22 protein-coding genes are annotated in these 24,153 nt (G+C 70.5%); 1 reads left to right on the plus strand and 21 read right to left on the minus strand.

The annotated features are described in order from the left end of the window. Positions 1-69: 69 nt before the first annotated feature. The 19 genes from ACT3T5_RS11570 to ACT3T5_RS11660 form a co-directional block, all read right to left on the minus strand. Positions 70-360, minus strand: coding sequence for a YggT family protein (locus tag ACT3T5_RS11570; protein ID WP_444575962.1), 291 nt, complete (start codon positions 358-360; stop codon positions 70-72). A gap of 8 nt (positions 361-368) precedes the next feature. Beyond that, positions 369-857, minus strand: coding sequence for a cell division protein SepF (locus ACT3T5_RS11575; protein WP_444575963.1), 489 nt, complete (start codon positions 855-857; stop codon positions 369-371). A gap of 189 nt (positions 858-1,046) precedes the next feature. Then, complete coding sequence (pgeF, locus tag ACT3T5_RS11580; protein ID WP_444594397.1) at positions 1,047-1,781, minus strand: peptidoglycan editing factor PgeF; 735 nt, start codon at positions 1,779-1,781, stop codon at positions 1,047-1,049. Next, the gene (ftsZ, locus tag ACT3T5_RS11585) at positions 1,778-3,106 is read right to left on the minus strand and encodes a cell division protein FtsZ (protein WP_444575965.1); all 1,329 of its coding nucleotides are present in this window, start codon (positions 3,104-3,106) and stop codon (positions 1,778-1,780) included. The genes pgeF and ftsZ overlap by 4 nt, the downstream gene beginning before the upstream one ends. A gap of 231 nt (positions 3,107-3,337) precedes the next feature. Beyond that, the gene (locus tag ACT3T5_RS11590; protein WP_444594398.1) at positions 3,338-4,420 is read right to left on the minus strand and encodes a cell division protein FtsQ/DivIB; all 1,083 of its coding nucleotides are present in this window, start codon (positions 4,418-4,420) and stop codon (positions 3,338-3,340) included. Between the two features lie 98 nt (positions 4,421-4,518). Then, a complete protein-coding gene (murC, locus tag ACT3T5_RS11595; RefSeq protein WP_444594399.1) occupies positions 4,519-6,072 on the minus strand; it encodes a UDP-N-acetylmuramate--L-alanine ligase in 1,554 nt (517 codons plus the stop codon). Positions 6,073-6,107: 35 nt separating this feature from the next. Continuing rightward, entirely contained in the window at positions 6,108-7,199 is a 1,092-nt protein-coding gene (locus tag ACT3T5_RS11600) for a UDP-N-acetylglucosamine--N-acetylmuramyl-(pentapeptide) pyrophosphoryl-undecaprenol N-acetylglucosamine transferase (protein ID WP_444575968.1), read from the minus strand. Further along, entirely contained in the window at positions 7,196-8,746 is a 1,551-nt protein-coding gene (gene ftsW, locus ACT3T5_RS11605) for a putative lipid II flippase FtsW (RefSeq protein WP_444575969.1), read from the minus strand. The genes ACT3T5_RS11600 and ftsW overlap by 4 nt, the downstream gene beginning before the upstream one ends. After that, positions 8,743-10,272, minus strand: a complete 1,530-nt coding sequence (gene murD / locus ACT3T5_RS11610) for a UDP-N-acetylmuramoyl-L-alanine--D-glutamate ligase (protein ID WP_444594400.1) — start codon at positions 10,270-10,272, stop codon at positions 8,743-8,745. The genes ftsW and murD overlap by 4 nt, the downstream gene beginning before the upstream one ends. Continuing rightward, positions 10,269-11,369, minus strand: a complete 1,101-nt coding sequence (mraY, locus tag ACT3T5_RS11615) for a phospho-N-acetylmuramoyl-pentapeptide-transferase (protein WP_444575971.1) — start codon at positions 11,367-11,369, stop codon at positions 10,269-10,271. Before mraY ends, murD begins: the two co-directional genes overlap by 4 nt. Continuing rightward, positions 11,366-12,844, minus strand: a complete 1,479-nt coding sequence (locus tag ACT3T5_RS11620) for a UDP-N-acetylmuramoyl-tripeptide--D-alanyl-D-alanine ligase (protein ID WP_444594401.1) — start codon at positions 12,842-12,844, stop codon at positions 11,366-11,368. Before ACT3T5_RS11620 ends, mraY begins: the two co-directional genes overlap by 4 nt. 2 nt (positions 12,845-12,846) lie before the next feature. After that, positions 12,847-14,361, minus strand: coding sequence for a UDP-N-acetylmuramoyl-L-alanyl-D-glutamate--2,6-diaminopimelate ligase (locus ACT3T5_RS11625; protein WP_444594427.1), 1,515 nt, complete (start codon positions 14,359-14,361; stop codon positions 12,847-12,849). 127 nt (positions 14,362-14,488) lie between these two features. After that, positions 14,489-16,222, minus strand: a complete 1,734-nt coding sequence (locus tag ACT3T5_RS11630) for a peptidoglycan D,D-transpeptidase FtsI family protein (RefSeq protein ID WP_444594402.1) — start codon at positions 16,220-16,222, stop codon at positions 14,489-14,491. A gap of 83 nt (positions 16,223-16,305) precedes the next feature. Further along, positions 16,306-16,824, minus strand: a complete 519-nt coding sequence (locus ACT3T5_RS11635) for a septum formation initiator family protein (protein WP_444575975.1) — start codon at positions 16,822-16,824, stop codon at positions 16,306-16,308. A gap of 1 nt (position 16,825) precedes the next feature. Then, complete coding sequence (rsmH, locus tag ACT3T5_RS11640) at positions 16,826-17,821, minus strand: 16S rRNA (cytosine(1402)-N(4))-methyltransferase RsmH (RefSeq protein ID WP_444594403.1); 996 nt, start codon at positions 17,819-17,821, stop codon at positions 16,826-16,828. A 198-nt stretch (positions 17,822-18,019) separates the two neighbouring features. Continuing rightward, positions 18,020-18,451 (minus strand): division/cell wall cluster transcriptional repressor MraZ, encoded by a 432-nt coding sequence (mraZ, locus tag ACT3T5_RS11645; protein ID WP_193116275.1) that lies wholly within the window; start codon positions 18,449-18,451, stop codon positions 18,020-18,022. 547 nt (positions 18,452-18,998) lie between these two features. Continuing rightward, positions 18,999-19,406 carry a DUF3040 domain-containing protein gene (locus ACT3T5_RS11650; RefSeq protein ID WP_444575977.1) on the minus strand — a complete coding sequence of 136 codons (408 nt, stop codon included), beginning with the start codon at positions 19,404-19,406 and terminating at the stop codon, positions 18,999-19,001. 135 nt (positions 19,407-19,541) lie between these two features. Continuing rightward, positions 19,542-20,813, minus strand: a complete 1,272-nt coding sequence (gene dinB, locus ACT3T5_RS11655) for a DNA polymerase IV (RefSeq protein ID WP_444594404.1) — start codon at positions 20,811-20,813, stop codon at positions 19,542-19,544. Between the two features lie 56 nt (positions 20,814-20,869). Continuing rightward, complete coding sequence (locus ACT3T5_RS11660; protein ID WP_444575979.1) at positions 20,870-21,352, minus strand: SAV_6107 family HEPN domain-containing protein; 483 nt, start codon at positions 21,350-21,352, stop codon at positions 20,870-20,872. Positions 21,353-21,554: 202 nt separating this feature from the next. On the opposite strand from ACT3T5_RS11660, the gene ACT3T5_RS11665 reads away from it, so the two are divergent. Then, positions 21,555-22,409 carry a spermidine synthase gene (locus tag ACT3T5_RS11665; RefSeq protein ID WP_444594405.1) on the plus strand — a complete coding sequence of 285 codons (855 nt, stop codon included), beginning with the start codon at positions 21,555-21,557 and terminating at the stop codon, positions 22,407-22,409. Between the two features lie 106 nt (positions 22,410-22,515). Here ACT3T5_RS11665 and ACT3T5_RS11670 read toward each other — a convergent pair whose 3' ends face one another. Next, a complete protein-coding gene (locus ACT3T5_RS11670; RefSeq protein ID WP_193116280.1) occupies positions 22,516-22,719 on the minus strand; it encodes a cold-shock protein in 204 nt (67 codons plus the stop codon). Between the two features lie 311 nt (positions 22,720-23,030). Further along, positions 23,031-24,008: a proteasome assembly chaperone family protein gene (locus ACT3T5_RS11675; RefSeq protein ID WP_444575981.1), complete on the minus strand. Its 978-nt coding sequence runs from the start codon at positions 24,006-24,008 to the stop codon at positions 23,031-23,033. Positions 24,009-24,153: the final 145 nt, after the last annotated feature.

The following is a 24,153-nucleotide window of genomic DNA, read 5'->3' on the forward strand; positions in this document are numbered from 1 at the left end:
GGATAGCGGGAGCCTGCCACGACTTCTGCGAGAAGCCGTGAGGGCTCGACTGGGCAGCGCTGCGCGACGTCAGCTTGCGAGCGAGGCCAGGACGGACAGCAGGATCCACCCCACGACGAGCAGGATCATGAGGCTCAGATCGAGCACGATCGAGCCCAGCCGCAACGGAGGGATGAGGCGTCGCAGGCCCTTCACCGGAGGGTCGGTCAGCGTGAACACGACCTCGAAGAGCACCAGCACGATCCCCCGCGGGCGGAACTCCCTCGCGTAGGACTGGATCCACTCCAGGACCAGGCGGGCGATGAGCACGATCAGGTACAGCAGCACTGCGAGGTACAGCACTCCTGCGACAAGCTGCATGAAGGCGCTCAGCTCTGGTTGTAGAAGCTGCCCTCGTCGGCAGAGGTATCCCCGTCGACCTGGACGAACTCCGGGGAGAGCAGGAACACCTTGGAGGTGACCCGTTCGATGCTGCCGCGAAGACCGAAGACGAGACCGGCGCAGAAGTCGACCATGCGCTTGGCGTCGCCGTCCTGCATGTCGGAGAGGTTCACGATGACGGGCACCCCGTCACGGTAGGACTCGCCGATCGCCTTCGCGTCGTTGTAGGAACGCGGATGGATGGTGGTGATGCGGTGCATCGACTCCTCCACTGCCGGGGCCATGGCGACAACATTCGAGCGCTGGCGGATCGGGGTCACCTGAGCCTCCCGTTCGGGTGCGGGATCGACGCCACGCTCGGTGCGGCGAGCCGGAGCGGCGGCCTCGTCCGGGCGCTGCCGCTCGTCCTCGTAGTATTCATCGTCGACCTCGTTGGCGAGGCCGAGAGCGACCATGGCGTTGCGCCAGTTACCCATCGCAGATCTCCCAGTTTGTTGTTCACGCTGACCGGGGCTCCGGGGAAGCACGGGGAGTGCGCGGGAGCCCTGTGCCTCGAAAGTACCGCAGGGGTTTCCTCTGCCCAGGGAGGCCGTCGGCGTGTCGCCTCCCGTGTCGTGCCTGCGCCGCCTCCGACATCGGGCCGTTGCACGCCGCCCCAGCGGGGATCAGCGGCGCCGGACGACCCCGGCGAACCGTCCCGTGCGAGCCTGCCTCCGATAGGAGAAGAAGTCCTCGCATTCGAGGGTGCAGGGGTGGTCCACGTCGATCTCCGCCGCAGGGAGGCCGGCGCCGGTGAGCACGCTGACGGCTCCCGCACGCAGGTCGAGCGCAGGGGTTCCCCACCGGGTAAGGGACCACGTGGCCGGCAGGACCAGTGAGGAGTCCGCGCGCATCTCCTCGGGAACCTCGTAGCAGCTCCCGCAGATCGAGGGGCCGATGCTCGCGGAGATCTGCTCGGCGACCGCCCCCAGCTCCGCCATCGCGGCGAGGGTGTTCTCGAGCACTCCGCCGAGCAGACCGGCCCGGCCGGCATGGGCGACGGCGATCACGCCCGCCGTCTCATCGGACAGCAGCACCGGGAGGCAGTCCGCGACCATGATCGCCAGCGCCACGTCGGAGCGGCGCGTCACCAGGGCATCGGCGGTGATCACCGGGACGGGGCCGTGCTCCGGCAGCACGTGGACATCCGGGGAGTGGACCTGCTCCGCGAAGACGAGCGGGGCCCCGATCTCGGCGGCGACGAGCGCGCGATTGCGGTCGACGACGCCGTCCTCGTCCCCGACGTGGCGGGCGAGGTTCAAGGTGGCGTAGTCGCCGGCCCCCACTCCCCCGGCACGCCCCGTGAACAGGGCACGGGCCCCGCGATGACGCGGGGCCCGTGCGGGGAGAGCTGATGTCACTTGAGGAACGACGGCAGATCGAGATCGTCATCGTCCGACGGCGGCTCCTCGATGCGCGGCGGACGCACCGGCTCCGGCTGCGGAGCGCGGGGCGCGGGCTGCGGCGGGAACTGCGACTGCTGCGGAGCGGCGTACTCCTGATCGGCCTCGGTGGGCTCGAGCACCTCGGTCTCCGGATCGCTCGACCCCGGACGGGTCGGGGAGAACGTCTGCTGCGGCAGACCCCAGGCACCCGGGGCCGCGGCCGCACCGGAACCCGACGACGGACGCTGCGACGTGGAGGCCGGACGCGGCTCCTGCGCGGCGCGCGGCGGCTGGACCGGCTCCTGGCGGGGGGCCGGACGCTGCTGCGGGGCGACGTCCTGGCGCTGGGCCGGGCCGCCGCTCTCGAAGCCGGCGGCGATGACGGTCACGCGGACCTCGTCACCCAGGGCGTCGTCGATGACGGAGCCGAAGATGATGTTCGCGTCCGGGTGAGCGGCCTCCTGGACCAGGCGGGCGGCCTCGGAGACCTCGTACAGGCCGAGGTCGCTGCCGCCCTGGATGGAGAGCAGCACGCCGTAGGCGCCGTCGATCGAGGCCTCGAGCAGCGGGCTGGAGACCGCGAGCTCGGCGGCCTGGAGGGCACGGTCGTCGCCACGTGCCGAGCCGATACCCATCAGGGCGCTGCCGGCGCCCTGCATGACGGACTTGACGTCCGCGAAGTCGAGGTTGATCAGGCCCGGCGTGGTGATCAGGTCGGTGATGCCCTGCACGCCGGACAGCAGCACCTGGTCGGCGCTCTTGAAGGCGTCGAGCATGGAGACCTGCTTGTCCGCGATGGACAGGAGGCGGTCGTTGGGAATGACGATGAGGGTGTCGACCTCGGCCTGCAGGCCGGCAATGCCGGAGTCCGCCTGGGTGGAGCGGCGGCGGCCCTCGAAGGTGAACGGACGGGTGACGACACCGATGGTGAGCGCGCCGAGGCTGCGGGCGATCTTGGCGACCACGGGGGCACCGCCGGTGCCGGTTCCGCCGCCCTCGCCGGCCGTCACGAAGACCATGTCGGCCCCGCGCAGGACCTCCTCGATCTCCTCGGCGTGGTCCTCGGCCGCGCGCTTGCCGACCTCGGGATCGGCGCCGGCACCGAGACCACGCGTGATCTCCTTGCCGACGTCGAGCTTGACGTCCGCGTCGGACATCAGCAGCGCCTGGGCGTCGGTGTTGATCGCGATGAATTCGACGCCCTTGAGACCGGACTCGATCATGCGGTTGACAGCATTGACACCTCCGCCGCCGACGCCGACGACCTTGATGACTGCTAGGGAGATCTGGGTTCCGGCCACGTTTAGGGTCCTTGCTCTTGTCGTTCACCTGCGAAGAGGAGCCTGCGTCGCGCCTGGTCACCGACTGCCGAAACCCTCAACCTCGACTCGAGGTTTGGAGTTCGGGGCACCTCTTCTTTCCTTTGACGCTAGGGAGGACTTCACTCCCACGCAAACACCACGGGCGCGTGTCGGCCGCGTGTCGGCTGCGAACCGTGGAAAGGCTCACCCTGTTCGAGCGGGACCGACCGTTCAGCGCGTGACCGGGGCGACCGGGGAGGACACGTCGATCTCGGTGCCGGGCTGGTCGATCAGCGCCTGGACCACCTCGGCCTTGAGCGTCGAATCCGCGGCATCACCCCAGACGACGGTCTTCGTGCCGCCGTCCTCGAGGGCGAGGACCAGCTGGACGTCGCTCGCGCTCGAGGCGGTCATCTGCTGCACGGAACCGCGCAGGCCGTCCGGCATGCTCGCGAGGACGTCGCTGAGCGCGGTCGCGGCACCCTCCGGATCCGCGGACCCGGCATCCACGGTCAGCGGGATGAGCTCGGCCCCCTCCCCTGCTTCGGCAGGCAGCTCCTGCCCGGTGCCGTCGATGACGGCGGAGCTCCCGTCGGTCGTCGTCAGGACGGCGACCGGCTCCGCCTCGGTGATCGTCACCGTGGCGCCGTCGGGCCAGGAGCGCTCCACCTCTGCGCTCTCCACCCCCGGCACCGCTTCGACGCGCTCGGCGATGTCCGAGGTCGGCAGGAGCAGAACACTGTCGCCGAGGTCCTGATCCAGCACGGTGCGCACCTCCTCCTCGTGGACGTAGCCGAGACCGGAGACCGAGACCTCGCGGAGCTGGAGCGCCGGGAGGAAGATCACGACGAGGACGGCCGCGACCAGGAGCGCCACCGCTGCGCACGCGCCGGCGATGATCGCGCGACGGCGACGACGCCAGGGCCGCCCGGCGACCATCTCGCGGAAGCGCCCCGCGGCCTGGACCACTCGGCCTCCGCCGGCGGAGCCGCCGCCGGTGCCGGCCTCGGTCGCGGAGCGCTCGGCGGGAGCCTGCGGGCCCGGTCGGCCGACGGCGGTGCTCGAGGTGCGCGGGGTGCGGGTGGTGCGGGTGGTGGCGCGAGAGGATCCCGGCCGTGCGACCCGCGGCGCCGGGTTCGCCGACGGGGCGGGAGCTGCCGAGGTGGCAGAAGAAGCCGAGGAAGCAGACGGTGCGGAGGCCGCCGTGCGTGCCGACGGGGCCGATCCTGCGGACCGTGCAGGTCGGACCGATGGTGCGGGGCGGGCTGACGGTGCAGGTCGCGCCGTGACGCCGTCACCCCGTGCGGGCGTCATCCCGGAGCGCCCCTCCGACGTCGCCGGCCGCGGGGTCCGTGCAGGGCTGGGCCGCCGTGCGGTGGTGCGGGGACGCGGTGCCGAGGGACGGCGCGCCATCAGCGCTCCCCCGCTCCGTCGCCCAGCGCCGCCAGCACGGCTGGGGTGGTCTCGACGATGTCACCGGCGCCGAGCATGAGCACGAGATCGCCCGGCACGGCGGCGCCGCGCACTGCGGCGGCGACCTGGTCCGGCCCCTCGACGGGCCGAACGGTCCCGGTCTGCACATGATCCGTGATGGTGCGGGCGTCGATCCGCGGATCGGGATCCTCGCGCGCCGCATAGACCGGCATCACCCAGGTGAGATCAGCCGCGGCCAGAGCGGTCGCGAAGTCTGCGGCGAAGTCCCGGGTGCGGGAGAACAGATGCGGCTGGAAGACCACGAGCACCCGGCCGCCGAGCCCTTGATCCTCCACGATGCCGCGGGCTGCGGCGATGGTCGCCGCGACCTCCCGGGGATGGTGGGCGTAGTCGTCGACCACCGTGACACCACCGGCGGTTCCCGCGACGTCGAAGCGTCGCGAGGCGCCCGTGAAGACGGACAGGCCGCTCGCCAGGGCGCTGAGCTCCGCCTCGGGGACTGCGGCGCCGACGGCCGCGAGCGCGCCGAGGGCGTTGAGCACATTGTGGTGCCCTGCCACCGAGAGCGTGGTGCGGAGCGTGCCGCGGGGGGTGCTGAGCTCGAGCTCGGTGCCCCCGGCGCTGCTGCTCTCGGCGAGCACCTGCCAGTCGCAGCCGGCGTCGGTGCCGTAGGTCGTCACGGCGACGCCGCGCTGCGCGGCGCGCTCACCGAGGGCACGGGCACCGGGATCATCGGCGCACACCACGAGGTGACCGCCGGGGACGATCTGTCCGGTGAGGGTGTCGAAGGCCGCGGTGAGCGTCTCCTCGTCGCCGTGGAAGTCGAGGTGGTCCGGCTCCAGGTTGGTGACCACGAGGGACCGAGGGGCGAAGGCGAGGAACGATCCGTCGGACTCGTCGGCCTCGATCGCCGCGGGACCTCTCGAGCCGGAGTCGGACGCCGCGCCGGTGCCGGCGGCCGTCACTGCCGGATCCGCACGGAAGCCGGCGTTGCGACCGAGGTCCGGGACCGCTGCGCCGAGGGCCCAGGCAGGGTCGAGACCGGCGCCGCGCAGGGCCATCACGGCCATCCCCGTCGTCGAGGTCTTGCCGTGGGTGCCGGCCACCGCGACGAGGTCACGGCCGGAGAGCAGGCCTGCCAGGGCGGCCGCGCGATGGACGACCGGGATCCCGCGCTCGTGAGCGGCGATCACCTCGGGGTTGTCGGCGCGCACCGCGGTCGAGACGACCACGACGTCGACGTCCTCGGCCAGTGATGCGGCGTCGAAGCGGAGGGCGATCCGCGCGCCCGCCTCGCGCAGCGGGGCGATGAACTGGCCGTCCTGCGAGTCCGAGCCGCTCACGCGGAGCCCGGCCTCCAGGGCGAGGCGGCCGACGGCGGACATCCCGGCGCCCCCGATGCGGATCACGTGGACACTGCGGATCGGACGATCCGTCGGCCACGCGGGCTGCGTGATGACGTCCCCCGGACGCAGGATCGTGCGCGGTGCGCGCTGCTTCGAGGGGCCGGTGGGGACTGCAGCGGAGGTCATGGGATCACCGTAGTCGGATCGCTCGGGGGACCGGGTCAGGCTCGGCGTGCGACGCCGGTCACGACGTCGGCCATGACCTCGGCGGCATCGGAGATGCCGAAGGCGCGGGACGCCTCGGCCATGGCGCCCAGGCGCTCGGCGTCCTGGAGCAGCGGGAGGACCTGTGTGCGCAGCACCTCGGCGTCGAGATCCGCATCCGCCACCATCAGCGCGCCCCCGGCGGCCACGACGTCCTGCCCGTTCAGGGCCTGCTCGCCGTTCCCGATCGGGAGCGGGACCAGGAGGGACGGCAGCCCGACGGCGGTCAGCTCGCAGACCGTGCCGGCGCCGGACCGGGTCAGGGCGAGGTCCGCGGCGGCGTAGGCGTCCTCCATCGACAGCACGTACTCGACGACCCGGTAGCCGGGCCGCTCGACGAGGCCCTCGGCCTTGCCGCGGCCGGTGACGTGGAGGATCTGCACGCCGGCGTCGAGGAAGCTCTCCGCGGCCTCGGAGACCGCGGTGTTCAGCCGCAGGGCGCCGAGGGATCCGCCGGTCGCGAGCAGCACCGGTCGGTCGGGATCGAGACCGAAGGCCTCCCGTGCGGCGGCGCGGCGGGCGTCACGATCGAGGTGGGCGATGCCGTCGCGCATCGGCATCCCGATCCGGCGCGCGCCGGGAAGGCTCGAGCCGTCGAAGGCGGTGAGCACCTCGGCGGCACGTCGGGCGCCGAGCCGGTTCGCGAGACCGGGTCGCCGGTTGGCCTCATGGACCACCACGGGCAGACGCGCGGAGAAGGCTGCGAGGTAGGCGGGCGGGCACACATAGCCGCCGAAACCCGCGACCACGTCGATCTGTCGCTCGCGCAGGATCGCCCGCACCTGGCGCAGGGTCCCCACGAAACGACCCGGGAAGCGCAGCGCGGCCCCGTTCGGACGCCGGGGGAAGGGCACCTTGTCGATCGTGAGCAGCTCGAAGCCGGCTGCGGGGACGAGATCGTTCTCTAGCCCGTCGGAGGTGCCGAGCACGAGCACCTCGGCCTCCGGCGCGCGACGGACGATCTGGGCGGCCGTGGCCAGCAGCGGGGACACGTGCCCGGCGCTGCCACCTCCGGCGAGCAGGATGCGGGGCGGGGTGGTCGTGGTCATCGGGTCCTTCGGGACGAGGGGGAACGACGAGCAGGCGAGGTGCTCGAACGGGCGGAGGAGCGGGACGATCCCGAAGCCGTCGAGGGCTTGGAGCGCTGGGCGCCCTGTGAGCTCTTTCTGCCCGAGGGGCTCTTCGTGCTCGCGGGGCTCGTGGCGGTCGTGGGGGTCTTCGAGCTCTTGGCGCCCCCGGCGGCCTTCGTCGTCGACCGCTTCGACGCGCCGGTGCGCTTCGACGAGCCGGTGCGCTTCGACGCGGTGGAGGCGGTGTCGCGCGGGGCGGGCAGCACGCCGACGGAGCTGCGCACCGACGCCATCCGGGCGCTGATCGCCTCGGGGGCGCCCGGCTCGCGCCGCGCGAAGGAGATCAGCACCCCGAGCGCGGCCATGGACGCGAGCAGCGCGGAGCCGCCGGAGGAGATGAACGGCAGCGGGACGCCGATCACGGGCAGCATCCCGGTGACCACCATCATGTTCACAAAGGCCTGGCCCAGCAGCCAGGCGCTGATGCCGGCGATCGTGACCTGCATGAAGTGGTCGTCGATCCGCGTGATCATGCGGAAGAGGATCAGCGCGAGTGCGGCGAAGAGCAGGAGCACACCGAGGGTGCCGATGAGACCCAGCTCCTCACCGATGATGGCGAAGATGTAGTCGTCCTCCGCGGCGGGGAGACGTCCCCACTTCTGGCGGGACTCGCCGAGGCCCACGCCCCACCAGCCGCCTTCGGCGAGACCCATGAGGCCCTGATCGGACTGATAGCAGGAATCGCCCTGGCAGATCCCGTGGATCCAGTTCCCGATGCGCGCCATACGGTTCGCGCTCGTGACGGTCAGGCCGATGACCGCCACCAGACCCGCGACCCCTGCCGCCATGAACCAGCGTCGCGGCACGCCGGAGACCCAGACGGCGCCGGCGACGAGCAGGGCCATGATCATCATCGTGCCGAGGTCGTGGCCGAGCATCACCAGGCCGAGGGCGACGACGACTCCGGGGACGAGCGGGAACAGCAGATGGGCGGGCCTGTGCAGCAACGGCCGCTTCATGGACAGCAGGGCACCCAGCCATACGGCGAGGGCGAGCTTGAGGAACTCCGAGGGCTGAAGCGTCTGCCCGGCGATGCGGATCCAGTTCTGGTTGCCGTCCACGGCCCAACCCAGGCCGGGCACGAAGACCAGGCACTGCAGGGCGATGCCCACTCCGAGCAGGGGCCAGGCCGCCTTGCGATAGAAGGCCGGAGGCAGCGCGGCGGCGACGACGAGCAGGACGAGCCCCATGGCCGCGAAGGTCCCCTGGCGGAACAGCCCGGCGAACCCGGAGTTCCCCCGGGAGATGTTCAGGACCGCGGAGGAGGACAGCACCATGACCAGGCCCACGCTGATGAGCAGGGTGCCGATCACGATCAGGGCGTAGAAGTCGAGCGCCGGGGACTTCAACCAGGAGCCGACGCCGTCCCGCATACGGGAGCTGATGCTGCCCAGCGGCTGGTCCTCATCGGGACGCACGACGCCGGTGGACCGACGGGTGTCCCGGCGGGTCTCCTCGATCGTCATGTGCTCGCTCCTGGCAGTCGATGGACGGCCGCCGCGAAGAGATCCCCCCGCTCCGCGTAGTCACGGAACTGGTCGATGGAGGCGGCTGCCGGTGCCAGCAGCACGACGTCCCCTGCCGAGGCGAGGGAACGGGCGGCGTGCACCGCGTCCTCCATGAGTCGGGAGCGCCCGGCGACGTCGTCAGTGTCACCCGGATCGATGCGTCGGACGGGGACCTCGGGGGCGTGTCGCTCGAGGGCGGCACGGAACGGCTGGTCGTCCACTCCGAGCAGGACGACTCCGACCAGGCGGTCCGCCGTGGAGGAGATCAGCGGCTCGAGATCGGCGCCCTTGGTGTCGCCCCCGGCGATCCATACGACGCGGTCCGCGGCATGCAGGGACGCTGCGGCAGCGGCCGGGTTGGTGGCCTTGGTGTCGTCGACGAAGCTGATGCCGTCGATCGTCGCGATCAGCTGCGCACGGTGGGAACCCACGCGGTAGGCCCGCAGTCCGTCGCGCACGGCCTCCGCCGCGACGCCGTGCGCGCGGGCGAGTGCGGCCGCGGCCAGGGCGTCGAGCACGAGGTGGGGCCCGGCCCCGTGCGGGCCGAGGTGGGCGAGGTCCGACAGGGTGGCGAGCTCGGCGGCGGCCGTGCGGCGCTCGGCGAGGAAGGCGCGGTCCACGAGGATCTCGTCGATCACGCCGATCTCGGACAGACCGGGTGTGGCGAGGGAGATCCCGACCGCGCGGGCGCCGTCGAGGACATCGGCGTCCTCGACCAGCCGCCTGGTGGTCTCGTCCGCGACGTTGTAGATGCACGCGGTGCGGACGCCGTGGTAGATCCGGCCCTTGGCCAGCGCGTACTCCTCGGCGCCTCCGTGCCAGTCGAGATGGTCGGCGCTGATGTTGAGCACCGCAGCGGCCTCGCAGTCGAGGTTCTGCGTCCAGTGCAGCTGGAAGCTGGAGAGCTCGATCGCGAGCACGTCGAAGCCCTCGGGGTCCAGGGCCGCCTCGATCACGGGCAGGCCGACGTTCCCGCAGGCGACGGCGCGCAGTCCGGCGTGCTGGAGGATCGTCTCGAGCATGGTCACGGTGGTGGTCTTGCCGTTGGTGCCCGTCACGGCGAGCCAGTCGGGACCGTCAGCCGGCTGCATCCGTCGGGCCAGCTCGATCTCGCTCCACACCGGGATCCCGGCGGCGGCCGCGGCGGCGAGGAGGGGCTGGTCGGGGCGCCATCCCGGGGAGGTGATGACGAGGTCGACCTCGCGATCCTCGGGCAGGGCGAGCGTGTGCTCCCGACCCAGGCGCACCTCGACCCCGAGCACCTCGAGGATCTGGGTGCGCTCGCGGATCTCCGGGGTGTCGGAGCCGTCGACCACGAGCACGTGCGCGCCGCGCTGCATGGTCTGGTCGGCGACCGCGTAGCCGGAGATGCCGAAGCCGGCGACCAGGATCCGCAGCCCGGCGACGTCGAGGCCCGGCCAGGCGAGGTTCTCGACGTCGGGACGGTCTGTGCGGGGTGCGGGGGTGGGTTCTGCTGCGGTCATGAGGTGATCCTCGGGAGGGCGTCGAGGTAGAAGATGCCGAGGCCGAGGCCGGCGAGCACGCCGGCGACGATCCAGAAGCGCACCACGATCGTGACCTCGTTCCAGCCCTTGAGCTCGAAGTGGTGCTGCAGCGGGGCCATGCGGAACACACGTTTCCCGGTGAGCTTGAAGCTGCCCACCTGGATGATCACCGACAGGGCGATGATCACGAACAGCCCGCCGATGACCGCGCCGAGGATCTCGGTGCGGGTGACGATGGTCAGCCCGGCGATCGCGCCGCCGAGAGCGAGGGACCCGGTGTCCCCCATGAAGATCTTCGCGGGCGAGGTGTTCCACCACAGGAAGCCGACGCAGGCGCCGATGATGGCGGCGCACAGCACGGCGGCATCCAGAGGGTCACGGGCGTCGTAGCAGTGCACCACTCCCCCGGCGTCCAGGTCGACGTTGCACACCTGGCGCCACTGCCAGAAGGCGATGACGAGGTAGGTGGCGGTGAAGATGATGGTGGCGCCGCTGGCGAGACCGTCGAGGCCGTCGGTGAGGTTCACGCCGTTGGACCAGGCGGCGACCAGGAAGTTCGCCCAGATCGCGAAGAGGATGAAGCCGACGACGGAGCCCGCGAAGGCGAGATCCAGCCACTCGACGTCTCGCACGAAGGAGATCTTGGTCGACGCCGACGTGTTGCCGTTGCCGTCGGGGAACAGCAGGGCGAGCACGGCGAAGGCGGTCGCGACCAGGAACTGGCCGATGAGCTTCGCGCGCGGGCGCAGTCCGAGGCTGCGCTGCTGCGAGATCTTCAGGTAGTCGTCCAGGAAGCCGACGACCCCGAGCCCCACCATGAGGAAGAGCACCAGCAGGATGGAGACGGACGGCACGGTCAGCAGGAAGAGGTGCGAGAGACCGTAGCCGAGGATCGTGGCCAGGATGATGGCCACGCCGCCCATGGTCGGGGTGCCGCGCTTGGTGGCGTGCGAGGTGGGGCCGTCGTCCCGGATGAACTGGCCGTAGCTCTTGCGCACCAGGAGCTTGATGAACAGCGGGGTGCCCCCGATGGACAGCAGGAAGGCCGTCGCTCCCGCGATGATGATCGCGATCATGCGTCGTCTCCTTCGTCTGCCGAGTGCTCCGGGAGAGCACCGTCTCGTCGCTGCAGGTGGTCGATGAGCGGCGCGGCGATCTCCCGGAGCCCGGCGTCACGCGAGGACTTCAGGAGCACCACGTCACCGGGCACCACCGTTCGTTCTAGCACGGCGATCGCCTCCTCGACCGTGTCGAGGTACTCGGACTCACCCCCGAAGCTGCCTTCGAGGCTCGCCCCGTGATGGATCGGTGCGGCGCCGTTGCCGATCGCGTACAGCTGGCCGATGTTCAGGCGCACCACGAGGCGGCCGATCTCATCGTGCAGGCGCACGGAGTCCGGCCCCATCTCGAGCATCTCGCCGAGCACCGCGATCGTGCGGTGGCCGCGGCCGAGGTGGGCGAGAGTCTTGAGCGCCTGGCGCATCGAATCCGGGTTCGCGTTGTATGCGTCGTTGATGACGATCACGCCGCCGGCGCGCAGTGCCTCCATCCGCTGCCCCGAGGCGAGCTTGGCATCCTCGAGGGCGGCGGCCGCGGCGGCCGGGTCCACCCCGGCGGAGACCGCTGCCGTCAGAGCGGCCAGGGCGTTGGCCGCCTGGTGGTCGCCCAGCAGGTCCGGGCGCACGGGGAAACGGCCCGCGGGCACGTCGGTGCCCTGGAGGGTGGTCACGCCCTCGGGGACGACGAGGGTGAAGCTCACGCGGGCGTCGACGTCGAGGGTGAGGTCCTCTCCGCGCAGGCCGCCGGTGGTGAAGCCCCAGCTGAGCACGGGAGCCGCGCTGCGATCGGCCATGGCGGCGACCAGCCGGTCCTCGGCGTTCAGGATCGCCCTGCCGGAGGGCTCGAGCGCTTCGACCAGCTCGCCCTTGGCACGGGCGATCGCCTCGACGCTGCCGAACTCCCCCAGATGGGCGCTGCCCACGTTCAGGACCAGGGACACGTCGGGGCGCGCGATGTCGGTGAGCTGCGTGATGTGTCCGATGCCGCGGGCGCCCATCTCCAGCACGAGGTACTGCGTCGCTGAGTCCAGCCGCAGCACGGTCAGGGGCAGGCCGAGCTCGTTGTTGAAGCTGCCGACGGGCGCGATGGTCTCGCCGACGGTGCGCAGGATCGTGCCCAGGAGGTCCTTGGCCCCGGTCTTGCCGGCGCTGCCCGTGATCGCGAAGACCACGAGGTCCTCGCGCTCCTGGCGGGCGCGTGCCAGCTGTGCCCGGGCGAGGTCCCACAGGGCGGTGCGCACGTCGTCGACGAGCACCGCCGGAAGGCCGAGGTCCCGGGTCACCAGGGCGATGGCTGCTCCGGACTGCTGCGCCGCGGCGACGTGGTCGTGCCCGTCGGCGTGCTCGCCGAGGAAGGCGGCGAAGAGGTCACCGCCCTCGATCTCTCGAGAATCGATCCGGGCCGCTCCGGTGACGGTCTCGTCACCGGTCGCTCCACCCACGAGGCGACCTCCGGTGATCCCAGCGATCTCCCCAGCTGTGGTCTGCAGCATCGTCAGCGTTCTCCGTCCGTGTCGTCGGCGCACATGGTCCCGGTCCCGGCCAGCGCGGAGCGCAGTCGGAGGCGGTCATCGAACGGATGGACGATACCGCTGATCTGCTGTCCGGTCTCGGCTCCCTTGCCGGCCACGAGGATGGTGTCGGACACGTCGGCCAGTTCCGCGGCGAGCTCGATGGCCGCACGCCTCCCGTCCACGTCGTGGACCTGCGCGTTCGTGCTCTCCGGGATGCCGCTGAGCACGGCGCGTCGGATCTCGGCAGGGTCCTCGGAGCGCGGGTTGTCGTCCGTGACGATCACCACGTCCGCGAGGCGCGCAGCGACCTCCCCCATGGCGGGCCGCTTGCTGCGGTCCCGATCTCCACCCGCTCCCATGACGACGATCAGGCGGCGGGTCCCCGGGACGGCGCGCAGGGTGATCAGGGCCTGTTCGAGGGCGGCCGCGGTGTGGGAGAAGTCGACGACGCCGCGGATCGGCTCCGAGGCCACGAGCTCCATGCGCCCGGGGACGGCGCCGGCCTCGCCGAGCGCCGCCGTCGTCTCGGGACCGGAGATCCCGATCGCGGCCAGGAGCAGCTCGGCGGCGAGCGTGTTGGCGACGTAGTGGCGCCCGGGCAGCGCGGCCCGCAGAGCGCGGGGACCGTCCGGACCGTCGACCGTGAAGGTGCTGCCGAAGCCCTCGGCACGGATGTCGCGGGCGGTGTGGTCCGCCTCGACCCCGGGGTCCGTGGCGTAGGTCGTCACCGGGACGTTCGCCTCGCGGGCGAGGCGCCGGCCCCATTCGTCGTCGACGCACACGATGCCGCGCGCGGAGTGCTCGGGGGTGAACAGGATCCGTTTGGCCTCGTAGTACGCCTCCATGGTGCCGTGGAAGTCGAGGTGGTCCTGGCTGAGGTTGGTGAAGCAGGCGACGTCGAAGACGACCTCGTCGGCGCGGTGGAGCACGAGGGCGTGGCTGGAGACCTCCATCGAGGCCACCTGGACCTCGTCCTCGAGCATGCGGGCGAGGATCCCGTGGAGCTCGGGGGCCTCCGGCGTGGTGCGGACCGTCGCGATGCGATGGTCGTCGCCGGATGCATCGCGATAGGCGGTGCCGCTGGTGCCGATGACCCCGGCGGGCACCTGGAGCTCGTCGAGCACGCGGGTGAGGACCGTGGTGACCGAGGTCTTCCCGTTGGTGCCGGTCACGCCGATGGTCCGGAGGTGCGTGGCGGGTCGCCCCTGCACGATCGCGGCGGCGGCGGCTGTGGCGGCACGAGGGTCGTCGACGACGAGGGCGGGGAGCCCGGCGTCCTCGCAGCGCTGAGCGCCCGCCTCATCGGTCAGGGCGAGCACGGCACCCCGCTCCCGGGCCTGGCCCGCGAAGTCGGCCCCATGCGCGTTCGCACCGGGAAGGGCGCACCAGAGGTCGCCGTCCCGAGCGCTGCGGGAGTCCAGCGTGACCCCAGTCAGGAGCAGCTCGCCCTCCGGCGCGGTGGCCCCGAGGGACGCGGCGAGCTCCGCCGCGCTCACCCCGTGGGCTCGACGAGGGCGAGGCGGCTCCGCACCGGCGGAGTCCTGGGCGGCAGGCTCTCGAACTGCAGGCAGCTGGGCTGCACGGCCTCGTGCTGCGGGATCGTGAGGATCGGTCACCGGGGGCTCACCACTCGTTCTCGTACTCGCGACCGGGAACGCCGGTCGGGGGGATGCCCTGGTTCTGCAGGGTGAAGGTCATCAGCTCGGAGAACGCCGGGGCGGCGGCCTTGTTGCCCGAGATGAACGTGTCCAGGCCGAACACGAACACGCCGACCACGATCTCCGGATCGTCCGCCGGGGCGAAGCCGATGAACGAGGCGGTGTAGGTGCCGTCGGCGACCTGCGCCGTGCCGGTCTTGCCCGCCGTCGCATAGCCCGTCACCGAGGCGTTGTCCTCGCCGTCCACGATGTCGTTGTCCATCAGGCCACGCATCGTGGCCGCGGTGTCGGAGGAGATCACCCGAGTGCTGTCGGGCTGGCCGAGCGGACGCACGGATCCATCGTCCTGACGCACCCCGGAGACGAGCGAGGGGTTCACCCGCACCCCGTCGTTGGCGAAGGTGCCCACGGCGGAGACCATCTGGAGGGCGTTGACGCTGTAGCCCTGCCCGAACGCGGTCGTGTACCTCGTGCGTCCGGTCCAGTCCTCCGGGGGGTGCACGACGCCGGCGGATTCGGCCGGCAGCTGCACGCCTGTGGTCTCCCCCAGACCGAAGGCCCGCAGGTAGTCGTAGCGCACCTGGGGGTCGAGCTTCTCGGAGATCTGCACGGTGCCGACGTTGGAGCTGTTCTTCAGCACCCCGGCGAAGGTCAGCTTCTGCTCGGGATGATGGTGGGAGTCCTTGATCCGTTCGCCGTCGAAGTACATCTCGGAGGGGACCTTGTACTGCGACTCGGGGGTCGCGGTGCCCTCCTCTAGGGCTGTGGCGAGGGTGAACAGCTTGCCGGTCGAGCCGGGCTCGAAGACGTTGGAGATCGAGCGGTTGCCCAAGTACTGGCCGTCGTCGGTCGTGGGATTGTTGGGGTCGTACGACGGGTATTCGGCCATCGCCAGCACCTCGCCGGTGCGGGCGTTCATCGCCACCGCGCTGCCACCGGTCGCTCCCCATTTGTCGACGGCGCCCGCCACGATCTGCTGCGCCTTCCACTGCAGGTCACGATCGATGGTCAGCACGAGGTCGTTGCCGTCGACGGCGGGTGTGGTCTGCTGCGTGCCGGTCGGGATGATCTGGCCGCCGGCGCCGCGCTCGTAGCTGGTCTTGCCGTCCGTGCCGCTGAGCTCGTCGTCGAAGGAGTATTCAGTGCCGGCCAGTGCGTCGCCGTCGGCCCCCACGAAGCCGAGGATGTTCCCACCGACGGATCCGGCCGGATAGATCCGGTCGGCGACCCGGTCGGCGCCGATGCCCGGAATCTTCAGGGAGATGATCGCGTCGCGCACCTTGGGGTCCACGTTCTTCTGCAGATACATGAATCCGCGGTCACCGGTCAGCTTCGCCTTCGTGTCCTTGACGGACCAGCCCAGCACGGGAGCGAGCTCCTGGGCTGCGGCATCGATCCCCTTGACCTCTGCGTCCTTGGACCCCTTGAGGTATTCGTCGACCTGCAGCTGGTTGACCCACAGGTCGTAGCGCTCGACCGAGCTCGCCATCGTGGTGCCGTTGCGGTCCAGGATGTCCCCGCGCAGCGCCGGGATGGTGCGCGTGACGGTGCGCTGGTCGATCGCTTCCTGGGCCCGTGCGCTCGCATCGAGCCCCTGGACCCAGATGAGCCGCCCGGAAATCAACAGCACCGCCACCATGATCATGCAGATCAGCAGGCGGTGGCGGACGGCCGGTGCGCCGAGCCGGCTCTGCGGCATGCGGGCGGCTCCGGCACGGCCGCGCGGGCGGCCGGTGGTCTGCGTCGGACGCGTCCGACGGGACGAGCGTGACCGCGCCATGGTCAGACTCCCTCGTTGCCCATGCCGTGATAGGTCGTGGGCTTGTCGTAGATCTCAGCCGGCGGCACGGCGGCCTCTGGGGCCACCTTCGCCAGCTCCGGGTTCACCTCAGTCTGCGCCGCCGGGGACGTCTCGCCGATGATCTTGCCCGTGTCGAGGTCGATATATGCCGGATCCGTGACCGGGACCATGCCGAGCTCGCGGGCCTGACGCTCGAGCTCCTGGGGCGTGCCCAGTCGCTCATCGGTCTCGGTGAGCGACTGCTTCTCCTCCGTGAGCCGCTGGGATTGGCTCTGGAGACGCGTGATCTCGTAGCTGGTATCCGACATCTGGATGTTCATGTAGAGCAGCGCCGCCAGGGTGGCCGCGACGATCAGGGTGCACAGGATCGTGAACGGCATCGAGCTGCCGGCCGTCTTCGGCGCCGCGACGATGGCGAGACGGGGGCGCGCTGCGGAGGTGCTCCGCGGGCCCCGGACAGGACGGACCGCGGGGGCGTGAACGGCTGAAGTGCTGGCCATGTCAGTGAGCTCTCTCGGCGGATCGGGTACGGGTCAGGGCGCGCAGGCGGACGGACGCTGCCCGGGAGTTGCTTCCCCGTTCGGCCTCGTCGGCCTGCAGGGCGCCGCGGATCACGGGGGCGAAGGAAGGCTTGTGCTCCTCGAGCTCCACCGGCAGCCCAGGAGGGGCGGAGGACCGGGTGCGTCGTGCGAAAGCAGTCTTGACCAGGCGGTCCTCGCCCGAGTGGTAGGACTCCACCACGATGCGGCCGCCCACGTGCAGGCAGTCCAGCGCGGATTCGATCGCCGAGGCGAGGATCTCGAGCTCCTCGTTGACGGCGATCCGCAGCGCCTGGAAGGTGCGCTTGGCGGGATGCCCGCCGCTGGCCTTCGACGATCCGGGGATGGCGCGGTCCAGGAGCTCGACGAGCTCGCCGCTGCGTGTCAACGGTGCAGTCTGACGCTGCTCGACGATCCGACGTGCGATCCGACGGGAGAAGCGCTCGTCGCCGAGCTCGTGGAGGATGCGAGCGATCTCCGTCTCGGGCAGGTCTCGCAGCAGATCTGCGGCCGTCGGACCGTTCGAGGCCGTGTCCATCCGCATGTCCAGAGGGGCATCGACCGAGTACGAGAAGCCGCGATCTGTGGTGTCGATCTGGAAGCTCGACAGCCCCAGATCCATCATCACGCCGTGCGCTCCGGGGAGCCCGAGCTCCTCGAGGACCTCGGGGATCTCGTCATACGTGGCGTGGACCAGGGTGGCTCGGTCCCCGACTCCCTCGCGGTCCAACCGGGTGCGCGCGAGTTCGAGGGCCTCGGGGTCACGATCGATGCCGACCAGTCGCGCATGGGGTGCGGCATGGAGGACGGCGGTGGCGTGGCCCGCCATGCCGAGCGTCGCATCGACGTAGACCGCACCAGGTTCCTGGAGGGCGGGGACGAGGAGCTCGACCGACGTGGCCAGCAGGACGGGGACGTGCCGCTCTTCCGCCGGCAGGTCGTGCTGCGTCTCGTCCATGTCACCTCTCCCCTTCGTGCTGTTCGTGCGATGTGCTGTGGCCGGATCCGTGAGGATCCTTCCTGTCGATCGACTCCGCATCCTGGTCGCGGTGCCGTCCTGTCAGATTCCCCGTCGTTCCCGACCCGCCACCGGGGAAGTTGCATCGGGGCGGGAACGACGAGAGGTCTCACAGGACGGATGTCCGTCGAGTCGAACTCAGAACAAGCCGGGAACCACCTCCTCGGAGGTCTCGGCGAATCCTTCTTCCTTCTGTTCGAGATAGGTCTCCCACGCCGGGAGCGACCAGATCTCGAGTCGGTCGAGTGCACCGATGACGGCGCACTCCCGGTCCAGATCCGCGTAGCCGCGGAGGTGGCCCGGAATGGTGATGCGGCCCTGCTTGTCCGGGATGACGTCCTCCGCGCCGGACAGCAGCACTCGCAGGTAGTCACGAGTCCGCTGATCGGTGGTGGGCGCCCGACGGGCCTCCTCGAGCTTCTGGCGGAACTCGGCGAGCGGATACACGGCGATGCAGTGCTCCTGCCCACGAGTCATGACCAGTCCCGAAGCGAGCTCATCGCGGAACTTGGCCGGGAAGATCAGGCGCCCCTTGTCGTCGAGCTTGGGCGTAAAGGTGCCGAGGAACATCCAGCGCCTCCTCTACCTACCGCGACTCGAGAACCGAACCCCATCTCCTCCCAACACGCTCCACTTTACCCCACTACTCCCCACACTGGGTCCCGTTTGAGGTCGAATACCTCCTATTGCGCCACATCACCGCAGGTCAAACCGGTGGGGTGAGGTGGGGGGAAATTCGCTCACGGCGCGTCGATTCCGGCCCGCTGCGCCGATCGGCGAGAGCAGACCTCCACCGATCCGGCGCGACGGTTCCGCAGAACTGCAGGTCAGGGAGTCCGACTCGCTCTCGGCAGCCGCTGCGCACGCCCGGTGGAGGGAAAGGGAGGACCATGGTGGGGCGAAGTGGGGAATGGGCCGGGACGGGCCCTTGATGCAGCGTCGACCAGGGGCCGGACTCACGAGGTCGTCGACGAACCATCCGGTCAGCGCCCTGCGCGGAGGAGGGCCGGACGCCCTGCCGAAGGCACTCGGGCATGAAGAAGCCCCGGCTCGAGGAGCCGGGGCTTCAGTGCTTCAGTGCTTCAGTGCTTCAGTGCTTCAGTGCTTCAGTCTGTCGTCAGCGACGGGGGTCGTCTCCGGAGCGCTTCTCCCAGCGCTGCTCGAGCTTGCCCATGAAGGAGCCGCCATGACCGCCGTGCGGCGTGGCGGGGCCCTGGCCGCCTCCCCCGCCGCCAGGCTCCTGCTTGCCCTCCTGGGAGGTCGTGCTCGGCGTGGTCACGGCGTAGATGGCACCGGCGAGCATCCCCAGGAAGGCGATCACTCCGAGCCAGATCGCCGGCAGCGAGACGGCCAGCACCAGGACTCCGAGGCCGAGGATGACCGCGCCGAGGCCGATGGCGATCCGGCGCGCGCTCCGTCGCGAATTCTTCGTCGGCGCAAAAGCCCGCGCGAGACGTGGGTCGTCAGCGAAGAGCTGGCGCTCCATCTCGTCGAGCATCTTCTGCTCATGTTCAGACAGCGGCATGGTCCCGCTCCTTGTCCCCGGTCCTCACGCGCCCCGTTCGGCGCCCCAGCTGCCGATCAGGTTCCGGTGCCCTCATCGGCGATTGATCCAGTTTAGAGCCAGTTCCTGGGTAATGGGAACACTCGGGGCACTGCATCACACGCCGGGGCCCCCGCGGGGGTCCCGAACGCCCTTCGGATCGTGGGATGTCGCCGTGCGCTGCGCCCCGTCGGTGGTTGGTCCCACGGTCGATCCCCTGCTCAGGCTGGCCGTCCCGAATCGGTCCGTGGCCCGGTCCATCGCCGTCTCCAGCTCCTTCCAGAGAGCGGACCGGCTGGTCAGCTCCTGCTGGATCGCGGAGCCCGATTCCGGCTCCAGATGCGTGACTCTCACACCGGCCAGACGGATCCGCCGGAGCCGGTGCCGCTCCTTGTCCCACAGGGCGACGACCTGCTCGCGCAGACGCTCCCCGCTGGACGTCGGCTGGTCGAGGGTCGAGGAACGCGTGATCGTCGTCCCGTCGGGACTGCGCAGCTTGAGGACGACCGTGCGGGCCACGGCATCGCTGCGACGGAGCTGGCGGGCGACGTCATCCGCCATCGAGGTGATGCGACGCCTGACCTCGTCCGCGTCGGTGAGGTCTTCGTCCCAGGTGCGCTCGGTGCCCAATGATTTGTCCCGGACCCGATGGCCCAGCCCGGTGCGGTCGCTGCCCGCAGCCAACCGGATGATCTCGGGTGCGCGGGTGCCGAGCGCCCGCGCCAGGGTGGGTGGCGGGATCTCCTGTATCTGGCCGATGGTCCGTACGCCGATCCGTTCCAGGGAGGCGACCGCCTTCGGGCCGATCCCCGAGACCGCCGAGACCGGCAGCGGGGCGAGGAACTCCGCCGTCCGCTCCGCCGGGATGATCAGCTGGCCGTCGGGCTTCGCCCGTGCCGAGGCGATCTTCGCGACCGCGCGCGAGACCGAGCCGCCGACGGAGCTGGGCAGGCCGAGCTCGTCTCGGATACGGGTGCGCAGCAGGGTGGCGATCTGGTCCGGTCCGCCGAAGAGACGGCGCGCTCCGCGCACGTCGAGGAAAGCCTCATCGATGCTGATCTGCTCGATATCGGCGACGACGGAACTCAGCAGCTCCATCACCAGCGCAGAGGCTTCCTGGTAACGGGAGATGCGCGGCGGGACGATCACAAGATCCGGGGCGAGCCGGCGCGCACTCGCCATCGGCATCGCCGAGCGGATCCCGCGGGTCCGGGCCGGGTAGCTGGCCGCCGCGACCACTCCGCGCGCCCCCGCTCCGCCGACGACGACGGGGAGGCCCCTGAGCTCGGGATTGTCACGGATCTCGACGGACGCGAAGAAGGCGTCCATATCCAGATGGAGGATTCCCGGGATCTCCACGGTCGGTCCGACACCGTCCTGCGCTGCCATCGACACCTCCTTCGTGACGGCACTGTACTCGGCGCCCGTGAGCGAGCGGGGCGTCGTCACCCCGCCAATGCCGTGACGTGCGACGGCAGATCCGAGACCAGCCGCTCCGAGACGCTCCGCAGATGCCGTGCGGTCTGCTCGACATGCGCCTGCAGCAGAACAGGATCCGGGACAGCCGAAGGATCTCGATCCAGGCGGGACCGCTCCGCCACCAGTGGGGCGAGATCGGTCGCCCGCTCCGCGTCCTCGCCGCCGATGCGTTCCATCGCCGTCCACACGTTCAGCGGGAGCCGGCGGCGGCGGTCACGATTGGCGCGCGCGACGATGATCCCGGCACCGCGCAGCGCCGCACGGTGGACGAGCTCGAAGGCCTCACGGGGGTCAGTGGCGACCGCGGCCTCCCCCTGCTGGAGAAGATCCCGGGCGCGCTCCAGATCGGCCTGGTCCTGATCGAGGTGCGCGAGGCGCAGCCTGACGGCGCGGGCATCGGCGGAGAGGACCGGAGCGCTCCCCCGGGTCCTCGATGCGGTCGTAGCCATCTCTGCCTCCTCTCCATACCGTGGCGGTGCGGATGCTCGGGTTCCTCGCCATCCGCTTCGTCCTCGAACCGTATGCAGGGGGTCCGACAGACGGGGCGCCGAGGCAGCTGCGGTGGATGAACGGGCAGTGGGGAGGAACGAGGTCCGCCCCACCTCGGCGCGTGCACCCGGGGTACGGCTGCCGGTCTCCTACAGTGGGACGATGTCCCGTCGCGAGCGTGTGCGCCACGCCCCTTTCGAGCACCTCGGCCCGCTCGACACCGCCATCCCCATCTCCACCGGGACGGCCCGGCTCACCGTCGAGAACGACGGCTCCGTGCTGCTCGACGTCAACGGGGTGCCGTCCTCGCATCTTCATCCCGATCCCGAGCACCTGGTGTTCGAGTACATGCGGTGGATGCTCATCGCGATCGACCAGCACCTCGGCTCGGGCAGGAACGGCCCGTCGGAACTCGGCAGCAGCTCCGCCCCGCAGCTCGCCCACCTCGGCGGAGGCGGCTGCTCCCTGCCCCGGGCGATCGCCGCGCGGCATCCACGGTCCAAGCAGATCGTCGTCGAGCTCGACGAACTCCTCGCGAACCAGGTCCGGGACTGGTTCGACCTGCCCCGCTCGCCTCAGCTCCGACTCCGGATCGACGATGCCCTCAGTGCGATGGCGGCGTGGAGGGAGGACCGGTTCGACGTGCTGGTGCGTGACGTCTTCTCCGGCGCGACGACGCCGGAACCCCTCATCACCGTCCACGCGGCGCAGCACGCCGCCCGCGTGCTGCGCGACAGTGGGCTCTATCTGGCCAACTGCGCCGCTCCACCGGGAACCGGGCTCATGGCGGATGAGGTCGCGACCCTCAGCGCCGTCTTCCCCCACGTCGGCCTCATCGCCGAACCGGCGCACCTCTCCGGCAAACGCCGCGGGAACTGTGTGCTCCTGGCCTCGAACCGTCCGCTGCCCGAGGGGATCGACCGTGATCTGCGCTCGGATGCGGTGTCGGTGCGGCTGGCACAGCCCTCGCAGGTCCAGGCACTCGCACGGGCCGGCCGGGTGCTGGGCCAGGCCTGACGACGACTCCCGCAGACCCGACGACGAAGAGATGTCCCGACAACGACGGACCGGCCAGGAGCATGTGCTCCTGGCCGGTCCGTGAGATTAACGGGGTTGCCGTTGATCAGACCGGGCGAACCTGCTCGGCCTGCGGGCCCTTGTCCCCCTGGCTGACCTCGAACTCCACACGCTGACCCTCGTCGAGCGCGCGGTAGCCGTCCATGTCGATCTTGCTGTGATGCACGAAGACGTCAGCGCCGCCTCCGTCGATCTCGATGAATCCGAAGCCCTTTTCGGCGTTGAACCACTTGACCGAGCCCTGTGCCATACCTGTCACCTTCTGTGTCGTCCATCAACGATCGCGGTACGCGATCGCGGTGCCACGGGAAACCGCCCGCCGCCGAAGCGGAGGACGTCAGGTGCAAGCCGTACTGCTGTGCCGAAGCACCTTCGACGGACTGTCCTGCGGAACCTGCATCTCCGTAACGCCGCCATTCTGCCACGGCAGTGTCCCCGTTCACACTGCGAAGTCGACCGAACGGTCACGAAGAGGTAACGACTTCCGGCTCCAGGACCGGAAACACGGTCCTGCACCGGGATATGCGGCCGTGCACCGGACTACGGGTGCCGGCCGAGGCCTCACGCGGAACGGGGCTCGTCCGGGCTCTCTCCGTCATGGTCCGCCAGGAAGCGCTCGAAGTGCTCCCCGAGCTCATCAGCCGTCGGCAGATCCATCGTGGTCGAGAGCGGGGACTGATCAGCACCCTCGCTCATCGAGTCGTACTGCTCCTCGAGCGCGGTGACGATCTGGCGCACCTCGGAGTTCTGCTCGAGGGTCCCCTGCAGGGCGACCGTCGCGGCATCCGTCAGGTCGCCGAGATGCACGAGGGGCAGATCGAGGCCCGCGGCATCGCTCACCCGTCGTAGCAGTGCGAGCGCTCCGGCCGGGAAGTCGGTGCGGGTGAGGTAGTGCGGGATCTGGGCGGCGTACCCCATGGCCGCATGATCGGCACGGCCGAGCTGGAGCTCGAGCAGCGCACCGAAGGCCGCCGGGATGAGGATCTCCGGGGAGTCGTCCTCATCGGCCCCGAGCATCGTGCCGGGCGCCGGGGTCGGGCGGGTCGAGGGCCGTCCCAGGAGGGACGGGTCGTTGGCATGCGCGAAGAGGCCGATCGGCCGGGTGTGGGGCACCGCCATGGGCACCGCCTGCATGCCCACGACACGTTCGACGTCGAAGAATTCGACCAGGTCAGTCAGCGCCTCGGCGAGACGACGCCATTGGAGGTCCGGCTCCGGCCCGTCGAGGAAGAGGAAGGGGCGATCCGCCTCGTCGTACATGAGGGACAGCGTGAGCTCCGGGATGTCGACGCTCGTGTAGGAGGTCCCGTCGAACACGGCTTGAGGGCGAGACCCTCGGTAATCCAGCAGCTCGTCCATGTCGAACGAGACCAGCCGGAGATGGCGGAGCTCGTCGCGCAGGTAGGTGGAGGCGATCCGGCAGGCGTTGCCGGCATCCACCAGACCCGGCAGGGCATGGACCAGGGTCAGACCGGTCCGCGGCACCTCCGCCAGCACATCCGCAGACTCGAAACGGTACAGGTCACGCGGGTCGCGCATCAGCGTCTCCTCCCTCGCGGCCGGTTGGATGTCACGTGCCGGATGGCACGCACATCCAGGCCTGTCCACCATAATGGACCACTGTGCTCCGCCGACCCTGGGTCCGTCCCGTGAGGTGCGGCGGAAGGATTCACCGTCAGAGGGG

The sequence above is a fragment of the Brachybacterium sp. AOP3-A1-3 genome (assembly GCF_052378285.1).
GTDB lineage: Bacteria > Actinomycetota > Actinomycetes > Actinomycetales > Dermabacteraceae > Brachybacterium.

Bases quoted from the DNA above. Each gene is read 5' to 3' on its own strand.
- ACT3T5_RS11570 (WP_444575962.1), bottom strand. From the start codon at position 360: ATGCAGCTTGTCGCAGGAGTGCTGTACCTCGCAGTGCTGCTGTACCTG.
- ACT3T5_RS11635 (WP_444575975.1), bottom strand. From the start codon at position 16,824: ATGGCCAGCACTTCAGCCGTTCACGCCCCCGCGGTCCGTCCTGTCCGG.
- ACT3T5_RS11650 (WP_444575977.1), bottom strand. From the start codon at position 19,406: ATGCCGCTGTCTGAACATGAGCAGAAGATGCTCGACGAGATGGAGCGC.
- ACT3T5_RS11630 (WP_444594402.1), bottom strand. From the start codon at position 16,222: ATGCCGCAGAGCCGGCTCGGCGCACCGGCCGTCCGCCACCGCCTGCTG.
- ACT3T5_RS11590 (WP_444594398.1), bottom strand. From the start codon at position 4,420: ATGACGCCCGCACGGGGTGACGGCGTCACGGCGCGACCTGCACCGTCA.
- mraY (WP_444575971.1), bottom strand. From the start codon at position 11,369: ATGATCGCGATCATCATCGCGGGAGCGACGGCCTTCCTGCTGTCCATC.
- ACT3T5_RS11665 (WP_444594405.1), top strand. From the start codon at position 21,555: ATGTCCCGTCGCGAGCGTGTGCGCCACGCCCCTTTCGAGCACCTCGGC.
- dinB (WP_444594404.1), bottom strand. From the start codon at position 20,813: ATGGCAGCGCAGGACGGTGTCGGACCGACCGTGGAGATCCCGGGAATC.
- mraZ (WP_193116275.1), bottom strand. From the start codon at position 18,451: ATGTTCCTCGGCACCTTTACGCCCAAGCTCGACGACAAGGGGCGCCTG.
- ACT3T5_RS11660 (WP_444575979.1), bottom strand. From the start codon at position 21,352: ATGGCTACGACCGCATCGAGGACCCGGGGGAGCGCTCCGGTCCTCTCC.
- ACT3T5_RS11600 (WP_444575968.1), bottom strand. From the start codon at position 7,199: ATGACCACGACCACCCCGCCCCGCATCCTGCTCGCCGGAGGTGGCAGC.
- ACT3T5_RS11675 (WP_444575981.1), bottom strand. From the start codon at position 24,008: ATGCGCGACCCGCGTGACCTGTACCGTTTCGAGTCTGCGGATGTGCTG.
- ACT3T5_RS11575 (WP_444575963.1), bottom strand. From the start codon at position 857: ATGGGTAACTGGCGCAACGCCATGGTCGCTCTCGGCCTCGCCAACGAG.
- ftsW (WP_444575969.1), bottom strand. From the start codon at position 8,746: ATGACGATCGAGGAGACCCGCCGGGACACCCGTCGGTCCACCGGCGTC.
- rsmH (WP_444594403.1), bottom strand. From the start codon at position 17,821: ATGGACGAGACGCAGCACGACCTGCCGGCGGAAGAGCGGCACGTCCCC.
- ACT3T5_RS11620 (WP_444594401.1), bottom strand. From the start codon at position 12,844: ATGCTGCAGACCACAGCTGGGGAGATCGCTGGGATCACCGGAGGTCGC.
- ACT3T5_RS11670 (WP_193116280.1), bottom strand. From the start codon at position 22,719: ATGGCACAGGGCTCGGTCAAGTGGTTCAACGCCGAAAAGGGCTTCGGA.
- murD (WP_444594400.1), bottom strand. From the start codon at position 10,272: ATGACCGCAGCAGAACCCACCCCCGCACCCCGCACAGACCGTCCCGAC.
- murC (WP_444594399.1), bottom strand. From the start codon at position 6,072: ATGACCTCCGCTGCAGTCCCCACCGGCCCCTCGAAGCAGCGCGCACCG.